The sequence below is a fragment of the Escherichia sp. MAL-1 genome (genome assembly GCF_052948035.1).
Genome location: NZ_CM129609.1, coordinates 3168421 through 3191335, shown reverse-complemented (window position 1 = coordinate 3191335; position 22915 = coordinate 3168421). Strand labels below are relative to the sequence as shown.

Here is a 22915-nt window from a genome sequence, read left to right as displayed (position 1 = left end):
AATGCATTGCCGGATAAGGCGCGGTAGCGTCGCATCCGGCACTCTATCAACTGAAAATTCAGTATTTTCTTCTTTCCTCAAGCTGATTATTAGCCTGGAATAGAGAGTAGAGGGAACTCCCGATCGGGAGTGACGTAATTTGAGGAATAATGATGAAAAAAATTGCCATCACCTGTGCATTACTCTCAAGCTTAGTAGCAAGCAGCGTTTGGGCTGATGCCGCAAGCGATCTGAAAAGCCGCCTGGATAAAGTCAGCAGCTTCCACGCCAGCTTCACACAAAAAGTGACTGACGGTAGCGGCGCGGCGGTGCAGGAAGGTCAGGGCGATCTGTGGGTGAAACGTCCAAACTTATTCAACTGGCATATGACACAACCTGATGAAAGCATTCTGGTTTCTGACGGTAAAACACTGTGGTTCTATAACCCGTTCGTTGAGCAAGCTACGGCAACCTGGCTGAAAGATGCCACCGGTAATACGCCGTTTATGCTGATTGCCCGCAACCAGTCCAGCGACTGGCAGCAGTACAATATCAAACAGAATGGCGATGACTTTGTCCTGACGCCGAAAGCCAGCAATGGCAATCTGAAGCAGTTCACCATTAACGTGGGACGTGATGGCACAATCCATCAGTTTAGCGCGGTGGAGCAGGACGATCAGCGCAGCAGTTATCAACTGAAATCCCAGCAAAATGGGGCTGTGGATGCAGCGAAATTTACCTTCACCCCGCCGCAAGGCGTCACGGTAGATGATCAACGTAAGTAGAGGCACCTGAGTGAGCAATCTGTCGCTCGATTTTTCGGATAATACTTTTCAACCTCTGGCCGCGCGTATGCGGCCAGAAAATTTAGCACAGTATATCGGCCAGCAACATTTGCTGGCTGCGGGGAAGCCGTTGCCGCGCGCTATCGAAGCCGGGCATTTACATTCTATGATCCTCTGGGGGCCGCCGGGTACCGGCAAAACAACTCTCGCTGAAGTGATTGCCCGCTATGCGAACGCTGATGTGGAACGTATTTCTGCCGTCACCTCTGGCGTGAAAGAGATTCGCGAGGCGATCGAGCGCGCCCGGCAAAACCGCAATGCAGGTCGCCGCACTATTCTTTTTGTTGACGAAGTTCACCGTTTCAACAAAAGCCAGCAGGATGCATTTCTGCCACATATTGAAGACGGCACCATCACTTTTATTGGCGCAACCACTGAAAACCCGTCGTTTGAGCTTAATTCGGCACTGCTTTCCCGTGCCCGTGTCTATCTGTTGAAATCCCTGAGTACAGAGGATATTGAGCAAGTACTAACTCAGGCGATGGAAGACAAAACCCGTGGCTATGGTGGTCAGGATATTGTTCTGCCAGATGAAACACGACGCGCCATTGCTGAACTGGTGAATGGCGACGCGCGCCGGGCGTTAAATACGCTGGAAATGATGGCGGATATGGCCGAAGTCGATGATAGCGGTAAGCGGGTCCTGAAGCCTGAATTACTGACCGAAATCGCCGGTGAACGTAGCGCCCGCTTTGATAACAAAGGCGATCGCTTTTACGATCTGATTTCCGCACTGCATAAGTCGGTACGTGGTAGCGCACCCGATGCGGCGCTGTACTGGTATGCGCGAATTATTACCGCTGGTGGCGATCCGTTATATGTCGCGCGTCGCTGTCTGGCGATTGCGTCTGAAGACGTCGGTAATGCCGATCCACGGGCGATGCAGGTGGCAATTGCGGCCTGGGATTGCTTTACTCGCGTTGGCCCGGCGGAAGGTGAACGCGCCATTGCTCAGGCGATTGTTTACCTGGCCTGCGCGCCAAAAAGCAACGCTGTCTACACTGCGTTTAAAGCCGCGCTGGCCGATGCTCGCGAACGCCCGGATTATGACGTGCCGGTTCATTTGCGTAATGCGCCGACGAAATTAATGAAGGAAATGGGCTACGGGCAGGAATATCGTTACGCTCATGATGAAGCAAACGCTTATGCTGCCGGTGAGGTTTACTTCCCGCCGGAAATAGCACAAACACGCTATTATTTCCCGACAAACAGGGGCCTTGAAGGCAAGATTGGCGAAAAGCTCGCCTGGCTGGCTGAACAGGATCAAAATAGCCCCATAAAACGCTACCGTTAATGTTATCGTTGCGGTAATGTTGTTACTGTATCCCTGTGGTCGCAGGCTGTGGCCACATCTCCCATTTAATTCGATAAGCACAGGATAAGCATGCTCGATCCCAATCTGCTGCGTAATGAGCCAGACGCAGTCGCTGAAAAACTGGCACGCCGGGGCTTTAAGCTGGATGTAGATAAGCTGGGCGCTCTTGAAGAGCGTCGTAAAGTATTGCAGGTCAAAACGGAAAACCTGCAAGCGGAGCGTAACTCCCGATCGAAATCCATTGGCCAGGCGAAAGCGCGCGGGGAAGATATCGAGCCTTTACGTCTGGAAGTGAACAAACTGGGCGAAGAGCTGGATGCAGCAAAAGCCGAGCTGGATGCTTTACAGGCTGAAATTCGCGATATCGCGCTGACCATCCCTAACCTGCCTGCAGATGAAGTGCCGGTAGGTAAAGACGAAAATGACAACGTTGAAGTCAGCCGCTGGGGTACCCCGCGTGAGTTTGACTTTGAAGTTCGTGACCACGTGACGCTGGGTGAAATGCACTCTGGCCTCGACTTTGCAGCTGCAGTTAAGCTGACTGGTTCCCGCTTTGTGGTAATGAAAGGGCAGATTGCTCGCATGCACCGCGCACTGTCGCAGTTTATGCTGGATCTGCATACCGAACAGCATGGCTACAGTGAGAACTATGTTCCGTACCTGGTTAACCAGGACACGCTGTACGGTACGGGTCAACTGCCGAAATTTGCTGGCGATCTGTTCCATACTCGTCCGCTGGAAGAAGAAGCAGACACCAGTAACTATGCGCTGATCCCAACGGCAGAAGTTCCGCTGACTAACCTGGTGCGCGGTGAAATCATCGATGAAGATGATCTGCCAATTAAGATGACCGCCCACACCCCATGCTTCCGTTCTGAAGCCGGTTCATATGGTCGTGACACCCGTGGTCTGATCCGTATGCACCAGTTCGACAAAGTTGAAATGGTGCAGATCGTGCGCCCAGAAGACTCAATGGCGGCGCTGGAAGAGATGACTGGTCATGCAGAAAAAGTCCTGCAGTTGCTGGGCCTGCCGTACCGTAAAATCATCCTTTGCACTGGCGACATGGGCTTTGGCGCTTGCAAAACTTACGACCTGGAAGTATGGATCCCGGCACAGAACACCTACCGTGAGATCTCTTCCTGCTCCAACGTTTGGGATTTCCAGGCACGTCGTATGCAGGCACGTTGCCGCAGCAAGTCGGACAAGAAAACCCGTCTGGTTCATACCCTGAACGGTTCTGGTCTGGCTGTTGGTCGTACGCTGGTTGCAGTAATGGAAAACTATCAGCAGGCTGATGGTCGTATTGAAGTACCAGAAGTTCTGCGTCCGTATATGAACGGACTGGAATATATTGGCTAATACCCAATTTTTCTGAATCTAAAAAGCGCCTGCGGGCGCTTTTTTTGTCTCCCTTTGATACCGAACAATAATTACTCCTCACTTACACGTAATACTACTTTCGAGTGAAAATCTACCTATCTCTTTGATTTTCAAATTATTCGATGTATACAAGCCTATATAGCGAACTGCTATAGAAATAATTACACAATACGGTTTGTTACTGGAATCAATCGTGAGCAAGCTTGAGTGAGCCATTATGAAAACGAAAATCCCTGATGCGGTATTGGCTGCTGAGGTGAGTCGCCGTGGTTTGGTAAAAACGACAGCGATCGGCGGCCTGGCAATGGCCAGCAGCGCATTAACATTACCTTTTAGTCGGATTGCGCACGCTGTCGATAGCGCCATTCCAACAAAATCAGACGAAAAGGTTATCTGGAGCGCCTGTACAGTTAACTGTGGTAGTCGCTGCCCGCTACGTATGCACGTCGTGGACGGTGAAATCAAATATGTCGAAACGGACAATACCGGCGATGACAATTACGACGGCCTGCACCAGGTTCGCGCCTGCCTGCGTGGGCGTTCCATGCGTCGCCGTGTCTACAATCCGGACCGCCTGAAATATCCGATGAAACGAGTCGGGGCGCGCGGTGAAGGCAAATTCGAGCGCATTAGCTGGGAAGAAGCCTACGACATCATCGCGACCAATATGCAGCGCCTGATCAAAGAGTACGGCAACGAGTCTATCTATCTGAACTATGGCACCGGTACGCTGGGCGGCACCATGACCCGCTCCTGGCCGCCGGGAAATACCCTGGTCGCGCGGCTGATGAACTGCTGCGGCGGCTATCTGAACCATTACGGCGACTACTCCTCCGCGCAAATTGCGGAAGGTTTGAACTATACCTACGGCGGCTGGGCAGATGGCAACAGCCCGTCGGATATCGAAAACAGTAAGCTGGTAGTGCTGTTTGGTAATAACCCTGGCGAAACGCGAATGAGTGGCGGTGGGGTGACTTACTATCTTGAACAGGCACGCCAGAAATCTAATGCCCGCATGATCATCATCGATCCGCGCTATACCGACACCGGTGCCGGGCGCGAAGATGAGTGGATCCCTATTCGTCCGGGAACAGATGCCGCACTGGTTAACGGTCTGGCGTACGTCATGATCACTGAAAACCTGGTGGATCAGGCATTCCTCGATAAATATTGCGTTGGCTACGATGAGAAAACCCTGCCAGCCAGTGCGCCGAAAAATGGCCACTATAAAGCTTATATTCTGGGTGAAGGGCCAGATGGCGTGGCTAAAACGCCGGAATGGGCCTCGCAAATCACTGGTGTTCCGGCAGACAAAATCATCAAATTGGCTCGTGAAATCGGTAGTACCAAACCGGCGTTTATCAGCCAGGGATGGGGCCCGCAGCGTCACGCTAACGGTGAAATCGCAACCCGTGCTATCTCGATGCTGGCGATTCTGACCGGTAACGTTGGTATTAACGGAGGCAACAGCGGCGCGCGTGAAGGTTCATACAGCTTACCGTTTGTCCGTATGCCGACCTTGGAAAACCCGATCCAGACCAGCATTTCGATGTTTATGTGGACCGATGCCATTGAACGTGGCCCGGAAATGACGGCGCTGCGTGATGGTGTACGCGGGAAAGATAAGCTGGATGTGCCGATCAAAATGATCTGGAACTATGCCGGTAACTGCCTGATTAACCAGCATTCTGAAATCAACCGTACCCATGAAATCCTTCAGGATGATAAGAAGTGCGAGCTGATTGTGGTTATCGACTGCCACATGACCTCATCGGCGAAATATGCTGACATCCTGCTGCCTGACTGCACCGCTTCCGAACAGATGGACTTTGCGCTGGATGCATCCTGCGGGAATATGTCTTACGTGATTTTCAACGATCAGGTGATTAAACCGCGCTTTGAATGTAAGACCATCTATGAAATGACTAGCGAACTGGCAAAACGTCTTGGCGTTGAGCAACAGTTTACTGAAGGCCGTACCCAGGAAGAGTGGATGCGGCATCTGTATGCCCAGTCGCGGGAAGCGATTCCTGAACTGCCAACGTTTGAAGAGTTCCGCAAGCAGGGGATCTTTAAAAAGCGCGACCCACAAGGGCATCACGTTGCTTATAAAGCCTTCCGTGAAGATCCGCAGGCAAACCCACTGACTACGCCATCGGGCAAAATTGAGATTTATTCGCAGGCGCTGGCTGACATTGCCGCTACCTGGGAATTGCCTGAAGGCGATGTGATCGATCCACTGCCGATCTACACGCCGGGCTTTGAAAGTTATCAGGATCCGCTGAACAAACAGTATCCGCTGCAGCTTACAGGTTTCCACTATAAATCTCGCGTTCACTCAACTTACGGCAACGTTGATGTGCTGAAAGCGGCTTGCCGTCAGGAAATGTGGATCAACCCGCTTGATGCCCAAAAACGCGGTATCCACAACGGCGATAAAGTCAGGATCTTTAACGATCGTGGTGAGGTTCATATTGAGGCGAAAGTGACGCCACGAATGATGCCGGGTGTGGTCGCACTGGGTGAAGGTGCCTGGTATGACCCGGATGCAAAACGTGTCGATAAGGGTGGTTGTATTAACGTACTGACCACTCAACGTCCGTCTCCTCTCGCTAAGGGGAATCCGTCACATACAAACCTTGTTCAGGTTGAAAAGGTGTAAGGAGTAACCGATGACAACCCAGTATGGATTTTTTATTGATTCCAGCCGTTGCACCGGTTGCAAAACCTGCGAGCTGGCCTGTAAAGACTACAAAGATTTGACGCCAGAAGTCAGCTTCCGCCGCATTTATGAATATGCTGGCGGCGACTGGCAGGAAGATAACGGTGTCTGGCACCAGAACGTGTTTGCCTACTATCTGTCGATTTCATGTAACCACTGCGAAGATCCGGCTTGTACTAAAGTCTGCCCGAGCGGTGCGATGCATAAACGTGAAGATGGTTTTGTTGTGGTCGATGAAGATGTGTGCATTGGCTGCCGCTACTGCCATATGGCTTGCCCGTATGGCGCACCGCAATATAACGAAACGAAAGGCCATATGACCAAATGCGATGGTTGTTATGACCGTGTTGCGGAGGGTAAAAAGCCGATCTGTGTTGAATCTTGTCCGCTGCGGGCGCTGGATTTCGGCCCTATCGACGAGCTGCGTAAAAAACATGGCGATCTGGCGGCCGTTGCGCCGTTGCCGCGAGCTCACTTTACCAAACCGAATATTGTGATCAAACCCAATGCCAATAGCCGCCCGACCGGGGATACCACTGGCTATCTGGCAAACCCGAAGGAGGTGTGAGATGGGAAGTGGATGGCATGAATGGCCGCTGATGATCTTCACGGTCTTCGGGCAATGTGTAGCAGGTGGTTTTATCGTTCTGGCTTTGGCGCTGCTCAAAGGCGACCTGCGAGCAGAAGCCCAGCAGCGTGTTATCGCCTGCATGTTTGGTTTATGGGTGCTGATGGGCATTGGCTTTATCGCCTCTATGCTCCATCTTGGTTCACCAATGCGCGCTTTTAACTCGCTCAACCGGGTAGGGGCTTCAGCACTCAGTAACGAAATCGCCAGCGGTTCGATCTTTTTTGCCGTAGGCGGCATCGGCTGGTTGCTGGCAATGCTGAAAAAGCTGTCACCGGCATTGCGTACGCTGTGGCTGATAGTGACGATGGTTCTTGGCGTCATCTTTGTCTGGATGATGGTGCGTGTGTATAACAGCATTGATACCGTTCCGACCTGGTACAGCATCTGGACGCCGATGGGCTTCTTCCTGACGATGTTTATGGGCGGCCCGTTACTGGGTTACCTGTTGTTGAGTCTGGCTGGCGTCGATGGCTGGGCGATGCGTCTGCTGCCAGCAATTTCTGTACTGGCACTGGTAGTGAGTGGCGTGGTGTCAGTGATGCAGGGCGCAGAGCTGGCGACTATTCATAGTTCTGTGCAGCAGGCCGCAGCGCTGGTGCCGGACTATGGTGCGCTGATGTCCTGGCGGATCGTGCTTTTGGCCGTTGCCCTGTGCTTGTGGATTGCACCACAGCTAAAAGGTTATCAGCCTGCGGTTCCGCTACTTTCTGTATCATTCATTCTGCTTCTGGCAGGGGAATTAATCGGTCGCGGCGTATTCTATGGTTTGCATATGACCGTGGGGATGGCCGTCGCAAGCTAATCATAACAACCGGGGTTTCGGCCCCGGTTCTCTTTTATTTCTGCTTCGTTAACGTGTCATAACTGGTCATCAAATTACGATAATCAGGAATGTGGTTAGAGAACAACGTCGCCAGTCCTTCAATATCATTACGCCAGTCGCGATGCAGCTCGCACGCCACGCCGAACCATGTCATCAATTGCGCACCAGCTTGCGACAAGCGATCCCATGCCGAATGCCGGGTAATTTCATTAAAGGTCCCTGACGCGTCAGTCACGACAAAGACGTCAAACCCTTCTTCAATGGCTGAAAGCGCCGGGAATGCCACGCAAACTTCGGTTACCACACCGGCAATAATTAACTGTTTTTTACCTGTCGCTTTGACAGCTTTTACAAAATCTTCGTTATCCCAGGCGTTAATATTTCCCGGGCGAGCAATGTAAGGTGTATCGGGGAATTGTGCTTTCAGTTCTGGAACTAATGGGCCGTTAGGACCGGTTTCAAAACTGGTGGTAAGAATAGTTGGTAAGTTGAAATACTTAGCCAGGTCACCCAGCGCCAGCACGTTATTTTTAAACTTATCGGGTTCGATATCCCGTACAAGGGAAAGTAAACCAGCCTGGTGATCAACAAGCAAAACGGCAGCATCATTTTTATCAAGACGAACATACGGTTTGGTCATCCTCTTCTCCTTTCGAGAGTCAGTGGTACGTCTGAAATCGATCAGACGCGATGCATTGCTCTGAAAGCATAGACGGGAAATATGAGTTTGCTGTGACCATGAAATTTTTCGACTGAACGAAGCGTATGAAATTTGTGTTAGTTCAATAAAAACAATCAGATGAGACTAATCATCTCTTCAGCATTAGCGTTATGAATGAGTAATATAAATCGATAATACCGCCGCTGGGATATCGCGTATTTTCACCCATTGACAATGTTTTTGGCGGTGGCATGATGCGCATGAAATTTGAACTTCCTCACGGTTTTAATTCATGTCCACGTATACCCGGCCTGTCATGCTTTTGCTGTCTGGCCTGCTTTTGTTGACTCTGGCGATTGCGGTGTTAAATACACTCGTGCCGCTTTGGCTCGCCCAGGAACACATGTCCACATGGCAGGTAGGCGTTGTCAGCTCATCCTATTTTACCGGCAACCTTGTCGGTACATTGCTGACAGGGTATGTCATTAAGCGCATTGGCTTTAACCGCAGCTATTATCTGGCCTCCTTCATTTTTGCCGCTGGCTGTGCCGGCCTTGGCCTGATGATTGGATTCTGGAGCTGGTTGGCTTGGCGTTTTGTCGCGGGCGTCGGCTGTGCCATGATTTGGGTGGTTGTTGAGAGCGCGCTGATGTGCAGTGGGACGTCACGTAACCGTGGGCGTTTGCTTGCTGCGTATATGATGGTTTATTACGTGGGAACGTTTTTAGGCCAGTTACTGGTCAGCAAAGTTTCAACCGAGCTGATGTCCGTATTGCCGTGGGTTACAGGTTTGACGTTGGCAGGGATCTTACCGCTGTTGTTTACGCGTGTGCTGAATCAGCAGGCTGAAAACCATGATTCGACGTCAATTACGTCAATGCTAAAACTCCGTCAGGCGCGGCTTGGCGTGAATGGCTGCATTATCTCAGGAATCGTTCTGGGATCTCTATATGGCCTGATGCCGCTGTACCTCAATCACAAAGGGGTGAGCAATGCCAGCATTGGTTTCTGGATGGCGGTACTGGTCAGTGCGGGTATCCTTGGACAATGGCCGATTGGACGTCTGGCGGATAAGTTTGGTCGACTGCTGGTGTTGCGTGTTCAGGTCTTTGTCGTCATTCTCGGCAGTATCGCGATGCTTAGCCAGGCGGCGATGGCCCCAGCGTTATTCATCCTCGGTGCCGCTGGCTTTACGCTATATCCGGTGGCGATGGCATGGGCTTGCGAGAAAGTTGAACATCATCAACTGGTGGCGATGAACCAGGCCTTACTGTTGAGCTATACTGTGGGAAGTCTGCTTGGCCCGTCATTTACCGCTATGCTAATGCAGAATTTCTCCGATAATTTATTGTTTATCATGATCGCCAGCGTATCGTTTATCTATTTGCTGATGCTGCTGCGCAACGCCGGTCATACGCCGAAACCCGTTGCTCACGTGTAAATGAATTCAAGCAGAGTGTGAACTTACTGTTTCACACTCTGCTTTTTTGTTTCTTCTATCTGACTTGCTTTATTCCAAATTTTATTCGTTTAAAAATAAAATGTGCAGCAGGTTATAATTTTGCATTTCGCTATTTCCGCACTTCTTATTTGCCGCGCATAATCCCTCGTTTTACAGATGCCCCTTTAATTTTGGCGAAGGATTTGTCTATGGCTGGGAATGTTCAGGAAAAACAGTTGCGATGGTACAACATTGCGCTGATGTCTTTTATCACTGTCTGGGGTTTTGGCAACGTTGTTAATAACTATGCCAACCAGGGGCTGGTGGTTGTTTTTTCATGGGTGTTTATCTTTGCACTCTATTTCACACCTTATGCGCTAATTGTTGGTCAGTTAGGCTCGACCTTCAAAGATGGGAAGGGCGGGGTCAGTACCTGGATTAAACACACGATGGGACCCGGACTGGCTTATCTCGCCGCGTGGACCTACTGGGTGGTGCATATTCCCTATCTGGCACAAAAACCCCAGGCAATTCTGATTTCGCTCGGTTGGGCGATGAAAGGCGACGGTTCGCTAATCAAAGAATATTCAGTCGTAGCGTTACAGGGGTTAACGCTGGTGCTGTTTATCTTCTTTATGTGGGTTGCTTCACGCGGTATGAAATCGCTGAAAATCGTCGGTTCTGTGGCAGGGATTGCTATGTTTGTTATGTCGCTCCTGTATGTGGCGATGGCGGTAACCGCGCCTGCAATTACTGAAGTGCATATTGCGACCACAAACATTACCTGGGAAACGTTCATTCCTCATATCGACTTTACCTACATTACCACTATTTCAATGCTGGTTTTCGCGGTTGGCGGAGCAGAGAAGATTTCTCCTTACGTTAATCAAACGCGCAACCCAGGAAAAGAATTTCCAAAAGGGATGTTATGCCTGGCGGTGATGGTTGCGGTTTGTGCCATTCTGGGCTCGCTGGCGATGGGGATGATGTTTGATTCGCGTAATATCCCGGATGACTTAATGACCAACGGTCAGTATTACGCCTTTCAGAAGCTGGGCGAGTATTACAACATGGGTAATACTTTAATGGTGATTTACGCCATTGCGAATACCCTGGGACAAGTAGCGGCGCTGGTATTCTCGATTGATGCCCCGCTTAAAGTGCTATTAGGTGATGCTGACAGCAAATATATTCCAGCCAGTTTATGTCGTACCAACGCTTCTGGTACGCCCGTTAATGGCTATTTTCTGATCCTGGTACTGGTGGCGATTCTGATTATGCTGCCGACTCTCGGCATTGGTGATATGAACAATCTCTATAAATGGCTGTTGAACCTTAATTCGGTAGTGATGCCGCTGCGTTATTTATGGGTATTTGTTGCATTTATTGCAGTCGTTCGCTTGGCGCAGAAATATAAACCAGAATATGTCTTTATTCGTAATAAGCCTCTGGCAATGACCGTCGGGATTTGGTGTTTTGCCTTTACCGCCTTTGCCTGTTTGACGGGGATCTTCCCGAAAATGGAAGCCTTCACTGCAGAGTGGACCTTCCAGTTGGCGCTGAATGTTGCAACGCCGTTTGTGCTGGTAGGATTAGGACTGATATTCCCGCTGCTGGCGCGTAAAGCGAATAGTAAATAATTATTGTGGTCGGTGACGCTGACTCTGGCAGATCTGACCCGTTTTTACATAATCGAGAAATGCGCGCAAGCCGCAGGACATATACTGGCGGTTTGGATAATAGATCTGGAAGCCTGGACGCTCTGTGCTCCAGTCTTCCAGTACACATTCTAAACGACCAGTATCAAGGTACTCCTTGATCTGTTCATAGAGCAGATACCCGATACCAGCACCCATCAAAACGGCCTCCAGTTCAGCATCAACATCATCCAGAATGATATTTCCTGCGACAGCAATTTCCAGCTCCTTTGCAAATTGCCAGTGGAAAGGTTTGCCGCTGGGATAACGAAAAACAACACATTGATGATTAAGCAGATCATGAGGATGGCGGGGTTTGCCATATCTTGCAAAGTACTCTGGCGTTGCTGCTACACATAATTTCACTGGCGGGCCGATCGCCACGCTGATCATATCTTTTTCGACGATGCAACTAAGTCGAACGCCAGCGTCAAAGCCCTGTTGGACGATATCGACAAGAGAGTCGTCAGTTGTGAGCTCGACTTTAATATCAGGATATTCACGTGTGAAACCAACCAGTAAAGGCATTAAAAATATACGTGCAGCTACCCGGGCGGCATTGATTTTGAGCGTTCCTGTCGGTGTCAGACGAAAATCATTCATCTCATCTAACATGATCTGAATTTCGTCGAAAGCTGGGCGCAATCGTTCATAGAGATTAGAACCCGCTTCCGTTAACGATACGCTTCGGGTTGTCCGATTGAATAAGCGAATTTTAAGACGTTGTTCCAGTGTTTTAATACTATGGCTAATGGCGGACGAGGATAAGCCTAACTCATCGCCCGCTGCACGAAAGCTTTGATTACGGGCCACGGCAAAGAAAGTGGCAAAGTCAGACATATTCATCCGCATTAGTGAAAATCCTTCATTAACTCATCCTGAATCATCACGTTTACAGGATTATGCCGCCTGCGTAAAGTGCGCTCCAGAACTTAACGTGGAGGTAAAATTATGCAGTCTGAACGTATTTATTTGGTATGGGCCCATCCTCGTCATGATTCATTGACCGCACATATTGCTGATGCGATCCATCAGCGGGCAATGGAGCGGAAAATACAGGTGACGGAACTCGATTTATATCGGCGTAATTTCAACCCAGTGATGACGCCGGAAGATGAACCAGACTGGAAGAATATGGATAAACGTTATTCTCCAGAGGTTCATCAGCTTTATTCAGAGCTGCTTGAACATGACACGTTAGTGGTGGTTTTTCCTCTCTGGTGGTACAGCTTCCCGGCAATGCTAAAAGGATATATTGACAGAGTATGGAATAATGGGCTGGCTTATGGAGATGGGCACAAATTACCATTCAATAAAGTTCGTTGGGTGGCGCTGGTTGGAGGAGACAAAGAATCATTTGTCCAGATGGGCTGGGAAAAAAATATAAGCGATTATTTAAAAAATATGTGCAGTTATCTTGGTATTGAAGATGCCGATGTCACTTTCTTGTGTAATACAGTGGTATTCGATGGGGAAGAACTTCACGCGAGCTATTATCAGTCGTTATTATCTCAGGTACGGGATATGGTAGATGCACTATAAGATGTGTTAAAAACGCTGTAGCAGAATGAAGCGCGGAATAAAAAAGCGGCAACTCAATAAAGTTGCCGCTTTACGGGGAAATTAGAACATTACCTTATGACCGTACTGCTCAAGAATGCCTTTCACGCGTTCCATGGTCTCTTTCTTCGGTGGTTTAACACCGTCGAGTTTGTACTCTTCACCCATTGCCACCCATTTGTGTTTGCCCAGCTCGTGGTAGGGGAGAAGCTCGATTTTCTCAACGTTGCCCATATCACGGGTAAATTCACCGAGGCGATGCGCTGAATCGTCATCGTCAGACCAGCCTGGGACAACAACGTAGCGGATCCACACCTTCACATTTTTGTTCGCCAGATATTTAGCGAACTCCAGCGTGCGGTGGTTGGAAACTCCAACCAGATTTTGGTGGATCTCGTCGTTCATCTGTTTGAGATCGAGCATTACCAGGTCGGTTACTTCCAGCAGTTCATCAATCACCGGATCGTAACGACGAACAAAACCGTTGGTGTCCAGACAGGTATGAATGCCTTCTTTTTTGCAGGCGCGGAACCAGTCACGAACAAACTCAGCTTGCAGGATTGCTTCACCGCCGGATGCGGTAACGCCGCCGCCGGAAGCGTTCATAAAGTGGCGATAGGTCACCACTTCCTTCATCAAATCTTCAACGGTAACTTCTTTACCGCCATGCGTGTCCCAGGTGTCGCGGTTATGACAATACAGGCAGCGCATCAGGCAGCCCTGGAAAAAGGTGATAAAGCGAATACCCGGGCCGTCTACGGTTCCACAGGATTCAAAGGAGTGAATGCGACCAATAACTGACATTGCGGTGTTTCTCCAGATGTGGCCCATCTGAGGCCGTGTTGGTGCGCAGCTCGAAGGCTACGTCGAGTCTGTTTTGGCAGTCACCTTAAAGTATAGATAGCTGACAAAAAAGGCTCTCGCGCTAAAAAAGGCCCCACTTTCGTGGAGCCTTTATTGTACGCTTTTTACTGTACGATTTCAGTCAAATCTAATTACATAGATTGAGTGAAGGTACGAGTAATAACGTCCTGCTGCTGTTCTTTAGTCAGCGAGTTGAAACGTACTGCGTAGCCAGATACACGGATGGTCAGCTGCGGATATTTTTCCGGGTTTTCCATCGCGTCGAGCAGCATTTCACGGTTCATCACGTTAACGTTCAGGTGCTGACCACCTTCGATGGATGCTTCGTGGTGGAAGTAACCATCCATCAGACCAGCCAGGTTGGTCTTACGAACTTCGTCGTCTTTACCCAGTGCGTTCGGAACGATAGAGAAGGTGTAGGAGATACCATCTTTAGCGTAAGCAAACGGCAGTTTAGCAACGGAAGTCAGAGAGGCTACTGCACCTTTCTGGTCACGACCGTGCATCGGGTTAGCACCCGGTCCGAACGGCGCGCCAGCACGACGACCGTCTGGGGTGTTACCCGTTTTCTTACCATACACAACGTTAGAAGTGATGGTCAGAACAGACTGAGTCGGGATAGCGTCACGGTAGGTGTGCAGTTTCTGAATTTTCTTCATGAAACGTTCTACCAGGTCAACAGCCAGGTCATCTACACGCGGATCATTGTTACCAAACTGCGGGTATTCGCCTTCGATTTCGAAGTCGATAGCCAGACCGTCTTCGTCACGAATCGGTTTAACTTTCGCATATTTGATTGCAGACAGGGAGTCAGCAGCAACGGACAGACCAGCGATACCACACGCCATGGTGCGGATAACGTCACGGTCGTGCAGCGCCATCAGAGAGGCTTCGTAGCTGTACTTGTCGTGCATGTAGTGGATGATGTTCAGTGCAGTGATGTACTGTTTAGCCAGCCAGTCCATGAAGTGATCCATGCGCTCCATCACTTCATCATAGTTCAGGACATCGCCTTTGATCGGTTCAGACTTCGGACCAACCTGCATTTTCAGTTTTTCGTCAACGCCGCCGTTGATTGCGTACAGCATGGTTTTCGCCAGGTTTGCACGCGCACCGAAGAACTGCATTTGTTTACCAACGATCATCGGGCTTACGCAGCAAGCAATAGCGTAGTCATCGTTGTTGAAGTCCGGACGCATCAGGTCATCGTTCTCATACTGCAGAGAAGAGGTGTCGATGGACACTTTAGCGGCGAATTTCTTGAAGTTCAGCGGCAGTTTTTCAGACCACAGAATGGTCATGTTCGGTTCCGGAGACGGACCCATGGTGTACAGGGTGTTCAGGAAACGGAAGCTGTTTTTGGTAACCAGGGTACGACCGTCGAGGCCCATACCACCGATAGATTCGGTTGCCCAGATCGGGTCGCCAGAGAACAGTTCATCGTATTCCGGAGTACGCAGGAAGCGAACCATACGCAGTTTCATGACCAGGTGGTCAACCATTTCCTGCGCTTCTTGTTCGGTGATCTTGCCAGCTTTCAGGTCACGTTCGATGTACACATCCAGGAAGGTGGAGGTACGACCGAAGGACATTGCAGCACCGTTCTGAGACTTAACAGCAGCCAGGTAGCCGAAGTAAGTCCACTGGATAGCTTCCTGAGCGTTGGTAGCCGGACCAGAGATGTCGTAGCCGTATTTCGCAGCCATTTCTTTCATCTGACCCAGAGCGCGGTGCTGTTCAGCGATTTCTTCGCGCAGACGGATAGTCTGTTCCAGGTTTACGCCGTTTTCCAGATCAGCCTGCAGAGAAGTGAACTGTGCCAGTTTGTCTTTCATCAGGTAGTCGATACCGTACAGCGCAACGCGACGGTAGTCACCGATGATACGGCCACGGCCATATGCATCTGGCAGACCGGTCAGAACACCAGATTTACGGCAACGCAGGATGTCCGGAGTGTAAACGTCGAACACGCCCTGGTTGTGAGTTTTACGGTATTCAGTGAAGATTTTTTTGATCATCGGATCCAGTTCGCGGTTGTACGCTTTGCAGGAACCTTCGATCATTTTGATACCACCGAACGGGATAAGAGCACGTTTCAGCGGAGCTTCAGTCTGCAGACCAACGATTTTCTCAAGCTGCTTGTTGATGTAGCCAGCGTCGTGAGAGGTGATGGTGGAAGCAACAGCGGTGTCAAAGTCAACTGGCGCGTGAGTGCGGTTTTCCAGTTTAACGCCTTCCATTACTTTGTCCCACAGGGTGGTGGTCGCTTCAGTAGCGCCAGCCAGGAAGGACTCGTCACCCTCGTACGGAGTGTAGTTTTTCTGAATGAAGTCACGGACGTTTACTTCATTCTGCCAGTCACCTTTGGTAAAACCTTCCCAGGCTGTGGCTAACTTTTCATTAAGCTCGGACATGTAACACCTACCTTCTTAAGTGGATTTTTTATTTACTGCGTACTTCGACAACCATTAATGGTGGTCGTTTTCACGCAGGTAAATGACCCAGTATGTCAACCCAACCAACAAACCACCACCGATAATGTTGCCGATCGTAACCGGAATCAGGTTATCAGTGATGAAATTCATCACGGTCAGGTGAGAAAAATTTTCCGGTGCAGAACCGACTGCGGTCCAAAATTCCGGGGATGCGAAGTCGCGGATTACAATACCCATCGGGATCATAAACATGTTTGCGATACTGTGCTCAAAACCGCTGGCAACAAACATCGCGACCGGCAGCACCATAATGAACGCTTTGTCCATCAGGCTGCGGCCAGAATAACTCATCCATACTGCCAGACATACCATCAGGTTTGCCAGGATACCAAGACAGACGGCCTCAATAAAAGTATGGTGCACTTTGTGGTCGGCGGTTTGTAGGACGTTTAGTCCCCATTGACCATTTGCGGTCATATACTCGCCGGAAAGCCACATTAAAAGTACAAACAGCAGTGCGCCGACCAGGTTGCCAAAATAGACATTTAGCCAGTTTTTCGCCAACTGACCCCAGGTGATGCGCCCACTCGCCTTAGCAACAACAATCAACACGGTGGAAGTAAAGAGATCGGCTCCGCAGACAACACAAAGAATCAGCCCCAGAGAGAAGCAAATGCCGCCAACCAGTTTTGCCATGCCGAAGGGCATTGTGCCTGTGCCAGTGGTTGCTGTGATATAGAAGACGAATGCGATTGAGATGAAAACACCGGCGGTAATCGCCAGATAGAAAGTCTTAAGCGGATGTTTCGTTGCTTTATAGACACCCGCCTCTTCGGCCACTTTGGCCATTGCAGCAGGAAGTAAAAGATCAAAAGGGTTGTCAGCTTTCACACTAACTCTCTCTTTATTAAGTCGGCGACGAGATACTAACAAAGCATTATAGATGAGAAATTGATATAGATCATATCTCGCCTGGCTTATAGGCCCGTAACTCGCATGGTTTTTATGCAAATACGGAGTAAATATTTGATTATCCAAATAAAAATAAATTTTAAAAATTAACAAATGAGTTGAATTTTTTCCGCATCCTCCGCTAAAACAGTTAATTAAAAGGGAGCATCAGGCGAATAAAGTAACAATATCGATCGTATTTATTAAATACAAATTACCGATATTTAACCTTATAATTACAATTATTTTATTAATGCAAATATATGTAAAGCGGGGCATTAAAAAAACGCCCCGTAATATAACTCAGACTAATCATTAAGCCTACATTGCGTAGGCTATTTGATTTTATTTTGCCCAGAATGCTGCTTTGGCGCGCTGCAGCTTTTCGTAGGCCTTCAACAACGACTGATGTGCAGCAAACGCGTGCAGATCGCTATCTACCGGTTGCAGGCCGTAAAACGCCGCTTCGCCGCTCATTGCCGCACTGGCGGCTTCTACGGCATCTGCGCCGTACATGCGAACAAACGCATTCAGATATTGCAGCGGCTGGCGATCTTCTTCCTGTGCCAGTAATAACAACGTTTGCAGGCAGCGATAATAGTTGGCGCGTTCCGGACTAAATACTGATGAGTTAAACTCCATCGTCCATTCGGTCCAGACCAGAGCCTGTTCCAGATCGCCACCAGCCAGCGCCAGCATGGCTTTTAATTCACCGATACGCAGGGTGTACCAACCGTTATCCGACCCGGTCGCCAGACCCAACAGCTCACGCACGCGGGTAAAGTCATCAAAACCTTCTTCATCCAGTTGCTCGATGAGGTTCAGGTAATCTTCTTTTTCCCACTCGCTGCCTGGTAGCGAAAGAATCGTTTCACGTAAATGGCTGCCCATACTGTTATTCGCGAGCCACAGATCTTCAGCCGGATAAATATCGGACATGCCAGGCACGATAATACGGCAAGCATAAACGCCCAGATGCTCGTAATCGGCAATATAAACTTCTTTATCTTCTTTGTTGAAGATAGCCATCAGTGTGGCGAACTCTTCTTCCGTGGTGCCGGAGAAATTCCAGTCCACAAACGGATAATCGGCATCCTGCTTGAACAGGTCCCAGGAGATTAAACCGCTGGAATCGATAAAGTGCGTTTCGAGGTTGGTATGTTCAGCGACTTCTTCATCATCGAAGGTTGGCGGAGTAAACACATCCAAATCTTTCAGGCCACGACCTTGCAGCAGCTCGGTCACGGTACGTTCCAGTGCTACGCCAAAATCAGGATGCGCACCGAAAGAGGCAAAGCAGGTACCGTTAGCAGGATTGAACAGTACCACGCAAATCACCGGATACTGGCCGCCAAGCGAACCGTCATAAGCGAAGATTGGGAAACCCTCCGCTTCCAGCGTTTCGATGGCTTCAACTACTGCTGGGTAACGCGCCAGCACGTCTGCCGGGATCTCTGGCAGGCTGATGCTTTCAGCAATAATGCGGTTTTTCACGTAGCGTTCGAAAACTTCAGACAATCCCTGAACGCGTGCTTCGTTGCGGGTATTACCTGCGGACATACCGTTGGAGACGTACAGGTTACCAATGATATTCATCGGAATATAAACGGTCTGATTGTCGGACTGACGCGTAAACGGCAGGCCGCAAATACCACGATCTTCGTTACCGGATTGTAGGTCAATCAGCATGCTGCCGGTCAGTTCATTCTCCGGATCATAAAACGCGCGCAGACGGTCATCGAGCAGCCCTTCTGGCACATCGTCATTTTCGGTCAGTGGGAACCATTTTTCGTTGGGATAATGCACGAACGGACCGTTGGCGATGGTTTCGCCCAGCCAGAAGTCCGCAAAAAAGTAGTTGGTTGAGAGACGCTCGAAATATTCACCGAGTGCAGAAGCCAGCGCCGCTTTCTTGGTTGCGCCTTTACCGTTGGTAAAACACAGTGCGCACTCTTTGTCGCGAATATGTACAGACCAGACGTTAGGCACGGGATTCAGCCAGGAGGCCTCTTCAATCTGAAAGCCGAGGTCTGAAAGTTTTTGCTGGAAGCGAGCGATGGAATCTTCCAGAGCGGCATCTTTGCCGGGGATAAATGTTTGCGTCATGAAAATCACTTTAGTCGTACGGAAAGCGCGCAATAATACGGGTTTTATCTCAAAGGCGCTATCACCGCCGCCATGCCGATGAACTGTTGACTATGCTTTTAGCGGATAAACCACGTTAAGAGCATAAAAATGAAGGCGTTCGATCTCCACCGTATGGCATTTGATAAAGTGCCTTTTGATTTCCTTGGCGAAGTTGCACTACGTAGTCTTTATACCTTTGTACTGGTCTTTTTGTTCCTCAAAATGACCGGAAGACGCGGTGTGCGGCAGATGTCGCTGTTTGAAGTTTTAATCATTCTGACGCTGGGATCAGCGGCGGGAGATGTGGCGTTTTATGATGATGTGCCGATGGTCCCGGTACTTATCGTCTTTATTACTCTGGCGTTGTTATACCGCCTGGTAATGTGGTTGATGGCGCACAGTGAAAAACTGGAAGATCTTCTGGAAGGCAAGCCAGTTGTCATTATTGAAGATGGCGAGCTGGCCTGGTCGAAACTCAATAACTCCAACATGACGGAATTTGAGTTCTTTATGGAGCTACGATTGCGTGGCGTGGAGCAGCTGGGGCAGGTACGTCTGGCGATTCTCGAAACCAACGGGCAAATCAGTGTCTATTTCTTTGAAGATGACAAGGTGAAACCGGGTTTACTTATTTTACCCAGTGATTGTACGCAGCGTTACAAAGTGGTGCCGGAGTCGGCGGAATATGCCTGTATTCGTTGTAGTGAAATCATTCATATGAAAGCGGGGGAAAAACAATTATGTCCGCGCTGTGCAAATCCAGAATGGACGAAGGCAAGTCGGGCAAAACGGGTGACCTGACAGTAAAAACATCGGCTTTTTGCTAATAATCCGAGAGATTCTTTTGTGTGATGCAAGCCACATTTTTGCCCTCAACGGTTTTACTCATTGCGATGTGTGTCACTGAATGATAAAACCGATAGCCACAGGAATAATGTATTACCTGTGGTCGCAATCGATTGACCGCGGGTTAATAGCAACGCAACGTGGTGAGGGGAAATGGCTCAAATCTTCAATTTTAGTTCTGGTCCGGCAATGCTACCGGCAGAGGTGCTTAAACAGGCTCAACAGGAACTGCGCGACTGGAACGGTCTTGGTACGTCGGTGATGGAAGTGAGTCACCGTGGCAAAGAGTTCATTCAGGTTGCAGAGGAAGCCGAGAAGGATTTTCGCGATCTTCTTAATGTCCCCTCCAACTACAAGGTATTATTCTGCCATGGCGGTGGTCGCGGTCAGTTTGCTGCGGTACCGCTGAATATTCTCGGTGATAAAACCACCGCAGATTATGTTGATGCCGGTTACTGGGCGGCAAGTGCCATTAAAGAAGCGAAAAAATACTGCACGCCTAATGTCTTTGACGCCAAAGTGACTGTTGATGGTCTGCGCGCGGTTAAGCCAATGCGTGAATGGCAACTCTCTGATAATGCTGCTTATATGCATTATTGCCCGAATGAAACCATCGATGGTATCGCCATCGACGAAACGCCAGACTTCGGCGCAGATGTGGTGGTCGCCGCTGACTTCTCTTCAACCATTCTTTCCCGTCCGATTGACGTCAGCCGTTATGGTGTAATTTACGCTGGCGCGCAGAAAAATATCGGCCCGGCTGGCCTGACAATCGTCATCGTTCGTGAAGATTTGCTGGGCAAAGCGAATATCGCGTGTCCGTCGATTCTGGATTATTCCATCCTCAACGATAACGGCTCCATGTTTAACACGCCGCCGACATTTGCCTGGTATCTATCTGGTCTGGTCTTTAAATGGCTGAAAGCGAACGGCGGTGTAGCTGAAATGGATAAAATCAATCAGCAAAAAGCAGAACTGCTATATGGGGTGATTGATAACAGCGATTTCTACCGCAATGACGTGGCGAAAGCTAACCGTTCGCGGATGAACGTGCCGTTCCAGTTGGCGGACAGTGCGCTTGACAAATTGTTCCTTGAAGAGTCTTTTGCTGCTGGCCTTCATGCACTGAAAGGTCACCGTGTGGTCGGCGGAATGCGCGCTTCTATTTATAACGCCATGCCGCTGGAAGGCGTTAAAGCGCTGACAGACTTCATGGTTGAGTTCGAACGCCGTCACGGTTAATGCCGAAATTTTGCTTAATCCCCACAGCCAGCCTGTGGGGTTTTTATTTCTGTTGTAGAGAGTTGAGTTCATGGAATCCCTGACGTTACAACCCATCGCTCGTGTCGATGGCACTATTAATCTGCCCGGTTCCAAGAGCGTTTCTAACCGCGCTTTATTGCTGGCGGCATTAGCACACGGCAAAACAGTATTAACCAATCTGCTGGATAGCGATGACGTGCGCCATATGCTGAATGCATTAACAGCGTTAGGGGTAAGCTATACGCTTTCAGCCGATCGTACGCGTTGCGAAATTATCGGTAACGGCGGTCCATTACACGCAGAAGGTGCCCTGGAGTTGTTCCTCGGTAACGCCGGAACGGCAATGCGTCCGCTGGCGGCAGCTCTTTGTCTGGGTAGCAATGATATTGTGCTGACCGGTGAGCCGCGTATGAAAGAACGCCCGATTGGTCATCTGGTGGATGCGCTGCGCCTGGGCGGGGCGAAGATCACTTACCTGGAACAAGAAAATTATCCGCCGTTGCGTTTACAGGGCGGCTTTACTGGCGGCAACGTTGACGTTGATGGCTCCGTTTCCAGCCAATTCCTCACCGCACTGTTAATGACTGCGCCTCTTGCGCCGGAAGATACGGTGATTCGTATTAAAGGCGATCTGGTTTCTAAACCTTATATCGACATCACACTCAATCTGATGAAGACGTTTGGTGTTGAAATTGAAAATCAGCACTATCAACAATTTGTCGTAAAAGGCGGGCAGTCTTATCAGTCTCCGGGTACTTATTTGGTCGAAGGCGATGCATCTTCGGCTTCTTACTTTCTGGCAGCAGCAGCAATCAAAGGCGGCACTGTAAAAGTGACCGGTATTGGACGTAACAGTATGCAGGGTGATATTCGCTTTGCTGATGTGCTGGAAAAAATGGGCGCGACCATTTGCTGGGGCGATGATTATATTTCCTGCACGCGTGGTGAACTGAACGCTATTGATATGGATATGAACCATATTCCTGATGCGGCGATGACTATTGCCACGGCGGCGTTATTTGCAAAAGGCACCACCACGCTGCGCAATATCTATAACTGGCGTGTTAAAGAGACCGATCGCCTGTTTGCGATGGCAACAGAACTGCGTAAAGTCGGCGCGGAAGTGGAAGAGGGGCACGATTACATTCGTATCACTCCTCCGGAAAAACTGAACTTTGCCGAGATCGCGACATACAATGATCACCGGATGGCGATGTGTTTCTCGCTGGTGGCGTTGTCAGATACACCAGTGACGATTCTTGATCCCAAATGCACGGCCAAAACATTTCCGGATTATTTCGAGCAGCTGGCGCGGATTAGCCAGGCAGCCTGAATGAACAACGGGCAATAAATAGCCAAATCTTTCTTTATC

General features: G+C 49.6%; 18 protein-coding genes. 12 read left to right on the top strand and 6 right to left on the bottom strand.

Annotated elements, in window-relative coordinates; all coding sequences use genetic code 11:
• Positions 1-152: 152 nt before the first annotated feature.
• The 6 genes from lolA to dmsC all read left to right on the top strand — a co-directional run bounded on the left by lolA (position 153) and on the right by dmsC (position 7677).
• Positions 153-764: an outer membrane lipoprotein chaperone LolA gene (gene lolA / locus ACU8XX_RS15920; RefSeq protein WP_001295343.1), complete on the top strand. Its 612-nt coding sequence runs from the start codon at positions 153-155 to the stop codon at positions 762-764.
• A 10-nt stretch (positions 765-774) separates the two neighbouring features.
• Entirely contained in the window at positions 775-2118 is a 1344-nt protein-coding gene (gene rarA / locus ACU8XX_RS15915) for a replication-associated recombination protein RarA (protein ID WP_000067755.1), read from the top strand.
• 90 nt (positions 2119-2208) lie between these two features.
• The gene (gene serS, locus ACU8XX_RS15910; RefSeq protein WP_000886683.1) at positions 2209-3501 is read left to right on the top strand and encodes a serine--tRNA ligase; all 1293 of its coding nucleotides are present in this window, start codon (positions 2209-2211) and stop codon (positions 3499-3501) included.
• Between the two features lie 238 nt (positions 3502-3739).
• Positions 3740-6184: a dimethylsulfoxide reductase subunit A gene (dmsA, locus tag ACU8XX_RS15905; protein ID WP_000850303.1), complete on the top strand. Its 2445-nt coding sequence runs from the start codon at positions 3740-3742 to the stop codon at positions 6182-6184.
• 10 nt (positions 6185-6194) lie between these two features.
• Positions 6195-6812: a dimethylsulfoxide reductase iron-sulfur subunit DmsB gene (gene dmsB, locus ACU8XX_RS15900; RefSeq protein ID WP_000213098.1), complete on the top strand. Its 618-nt coding sequence runs from the start codon at positions 6195-6197 to the stop codon at positions 6810-6812.
• Between the two features lies 1 nt (position 6813).
• Positions 6814-7677, top strand: coding sequence for a dimethyl sulfoxide reductase anchor subunit DmsC (gene dmsC / locus ACU8XX_RS15895; RefSeq protein WP_000534637.1), 864 nt, complete (start codon positions 6814-6816; stop codon positions 7675-7677).
• Positions 7678-7711: 34 nt separating this feature from the next.
• Here the strand turns inward: dmsC and ycaC are convergent, their stop codons facing one another.
• Positions 7712-8338, bottom strand: a complete 627-nt coding sequence (gene ycaC, locus ACU8XX_RS15890) for an isochorismate family cysteine hydrolase YcaC (RefSeq protein WP_000165879.1) — start codon at positions 8336-8338, stop codon at positions 7712-7714.
• A 313-nt stretch (positions 8339-8651) separates the two neighbouring features.
• Between ycaC and ACU8XX_RS15885 the strand changes: the two genes are divergently transcribed.
• Positions 8652-9800, top strand: coding sequence for an MFS transporter (locus ACU8XX_RS15885; RefSeq protein ID WP_000109295.1), 1149 nt, complete (start codon positions 8652-8654; stop codon positions 9798-9800).
• A gap of 209 nt (positions 9801-10009) precedes the next feature.
• Positions 10010-11440, top strand: a complete 1431-nt coding sequence (locus tag ACU8XX_RS15880; protein WP_112033963.1) for an APC family permease — start codon at positions 10010-10012, stop codon at positions 11438-11440.
• Here ACU8XX_RS15880 and ACU8XX_RS15875 read toward each other — a convergent pair whose 3' ends face one another.
• Positions 11441-12349, bottom strand: coding sequence for a LysR family transcriptional regulator (locus ACU8XX_RS15875; RefSeq protein WP_001242671.1), 909 nt, complete (start codon positions 12347-12349; stop codon positions 11441-11443).
• Between the two features lie 99 nt (positions 12350-12448).
• Here ACU8XX_RS15875 and ACU8XX_RS15870 point away from each other — a divergent pair, with 99 nt between their 5' ends.
• Positions 12449-13039: an NAD(P)H oxidoreductase gene (locus tag ACU8XX_RS15870; protein ID WP_001190363.1), complete on the top strand. Its 591-nt coding sequence runs from the start codon at positions 12449-12451 to the stop codon at positions 13037-13039.
• An 81-nt stretch (positions 13040-13120) separates the two neighbouring features.
• Here the strand turns inward: ACU8XX_RS15870 and pflA are convergent, their stop codons facing one another.
• From pflA to ycaO, 4 genes are all read right to left on the bottom strand, one after another.
• On the bottom strand, positions 13121-13861 hold the full coding sequence (gene pflA, locus ACU8XX_RS15865) for a pyruvate formate lyase 1-activating protein (protein WP_000111043.1): 741 nt from the start codon (positions 13859-13861) through the stop codon (positions 13121-13123).
• Positions 13862-14052: 191 nt separating this feature from the next.
• On the bottom strand, positions 14053-16335 hold the full coding sequence (pflB, locus tag ACU8XX_RS15860; RefSeq protein WP_001292822.1) for a formate C-acetyltransferase: 2283 nt from the start codon (positions 16333-16335) through the stop codon (positions 14053-14055).
• 54 nt (positions 16336-16389) lie between these two features.
• Positions 16390-17247, bottom strand: a complete 858-nt coding sequence (focA, locus tag ACU8XX_RS15855; protein ID WP_000642546.1) for a formate transporter FocA — start codon at positions 17245-17247, stop codon at positions 16390-16392.
• 405 nt (positions 17248-17652) lie between these two features.
• Positions 17653-19413, bottom strand: a complete 1761-nt coding sequence (gene ycaO / locus ACU8XX_RS15850; RefSeq protein WP_001295344.1) for a 30S ribosomal protein S12 methylthiotransferase accessory factor YcaO — start codon at positions 19411-19413, stop codon at positions 17653-17655.
• Positions 19414-19542: 129 nt separating this feature from the next.
• Here ycaO and ACU8XX_RS15845 point away from each other — a divergent pair, with 129 nt between their 5' ends.
• The 3 genes from ACU8XX_RS15845 (at position 19543) to aroA (ending at position 22876) form a co-directional block, all read left to right on the top strand.
• Complete coding sequence (locus ACU8XX_RS15845; RefSeq protein ID WP_016242021.1) at positions 19543-20235, top strand: DUF421 domain-containing protein; 693 nt, start codon at positions 19543-19545, stop codon at positions 20233-20235.
• A gap of 198 nt (positions 20236-20433) precedes the next feature.
• Complete coding sequence (gene serC, locus ACU8XX_RS15840; protein WP_000057138.1) at positions 20434-21522, top strand: 3-phosphoserine/phosphohydroxythreonine transaminase; 1089 nt, start codon at positions 20434-20436, stop codon at positions 21520-21522.
• 70 nt (positions 21523-21592) lie between these two features.
• A complete protein-coding gene (aroA, locus tag ACU8XX_RS15835; protein ID WP_000445231.1) occupies positions 21593-22876 on the top strand; it encodes a 3-phosphoshikimate 1-carboxyvinyltransferase in 1284 nt (427 codons plus the stop codon).
• The last annotated feature ends 39 nt before the right edge of the window (positions 22877-22915 follow it).

Coding starts and splice junctions, on each gene's coding strand:
- lolA (WP_001295343.1), top strand. CDS start 153: ATGAAAAAAATTGCCATCACCTGTGCATTACTCTCAAGCTTAGTAGCA.
- serS (WP_000886683.1), top strand. CDS start 2,209: ATGCTCGATCCCAATCTGCTGCGTAATGAGCCAGACGCAGTCGCTGAA.
- dmsA (WP_000850303.1), top strand. CDS start 3,740: ATGAAAACGAAAATCCCTGATGCGGTATTGGCTGCTGAGGTGAGTCGC.
- dmsB (WP_000213098.1), top strand. CDS start 6,195: ATGACAACCCAGTATGGATTTTTTATTGATTCCAGCCGTTGCACCGGT.
- dmsC (WP_000534637.1), top strand. CDS start 6,814: ATGGGAAGTGGATGGCATGAATGGCCGCTGATGATCTTCACGGTCTTC.
- ycaC (WP_000165879.1), bottom strand. CDS start 8,338: ATGACCAAACCGTATGTTCGTCTTGATAAAAATGATGCTGCCGTTTTG.
- ACU8XX_RS15885 (WP_000109295.1), top strand. CDS start 8,652: ATGTCCACGTATACCCGGCCTGTCATGCTTTTGCTGTCTGGCCTGCTT.
- ACU8XX_RS15880 (WP_112033963.1), top strand. CDS start 10,010: ATGGCTGGGAATGTTCAGGAAAAACAGTTGCGATGGTACAACATTGCG.
- ACU8XX_RS15875 (WP_001242671.1), bottom strand. CDS start 12,349: ATGCGGATGAATATGTCTGACTTTGCCACTTTCTTTGCCGTGGCCCGT.
- ACU8XX_RS15870 (WP_001190363.1), top strand. CDS start 12,449: ATGCAGTCTGAACGTATTTATTTGGTATGGGCCCATCCTCGTCATGAT.
- pflA (WP_000111043.1), bottom strand. CDS start 13,861: ATGTCAGTTATTGGTCGCATTCACTCCTTTGAATCCTGTGGAACCGTA.
- pflB (WP_001292822.1), bottom strand. CDS start 16,335: ATGTCCGAGCTTAATGAAAAGTTAGCCACAGCCTGGGAAGGTTTTACC.
- ycaO (WP_001295344.1), bottom strand. CDS start 19,413: ATGACGCAAACATTTATCCCCGGCAAAGATGCCGCTCTGGAAGATTCC.
- ACU8XX_RS15845 (WP_016242021.1), top strand. CDS start 19,543: ATGAAGGCGTTCGATCTCCACCGTATGGCATTTGATAAAGTGCCTTTT.
- serC (WP_000057138.1), top strand. CDS start 20,434: ATGGCTCAAATCTTCAATTTTAGTTCTGGTCCGGCAATGCTACCGGCA.
- aroA (WP_000445231.1), top strand. CDS start 21,593: ATGGAATCCCTGACGTTACAACCCATCGCTCGTGTCGATGGCACTATT.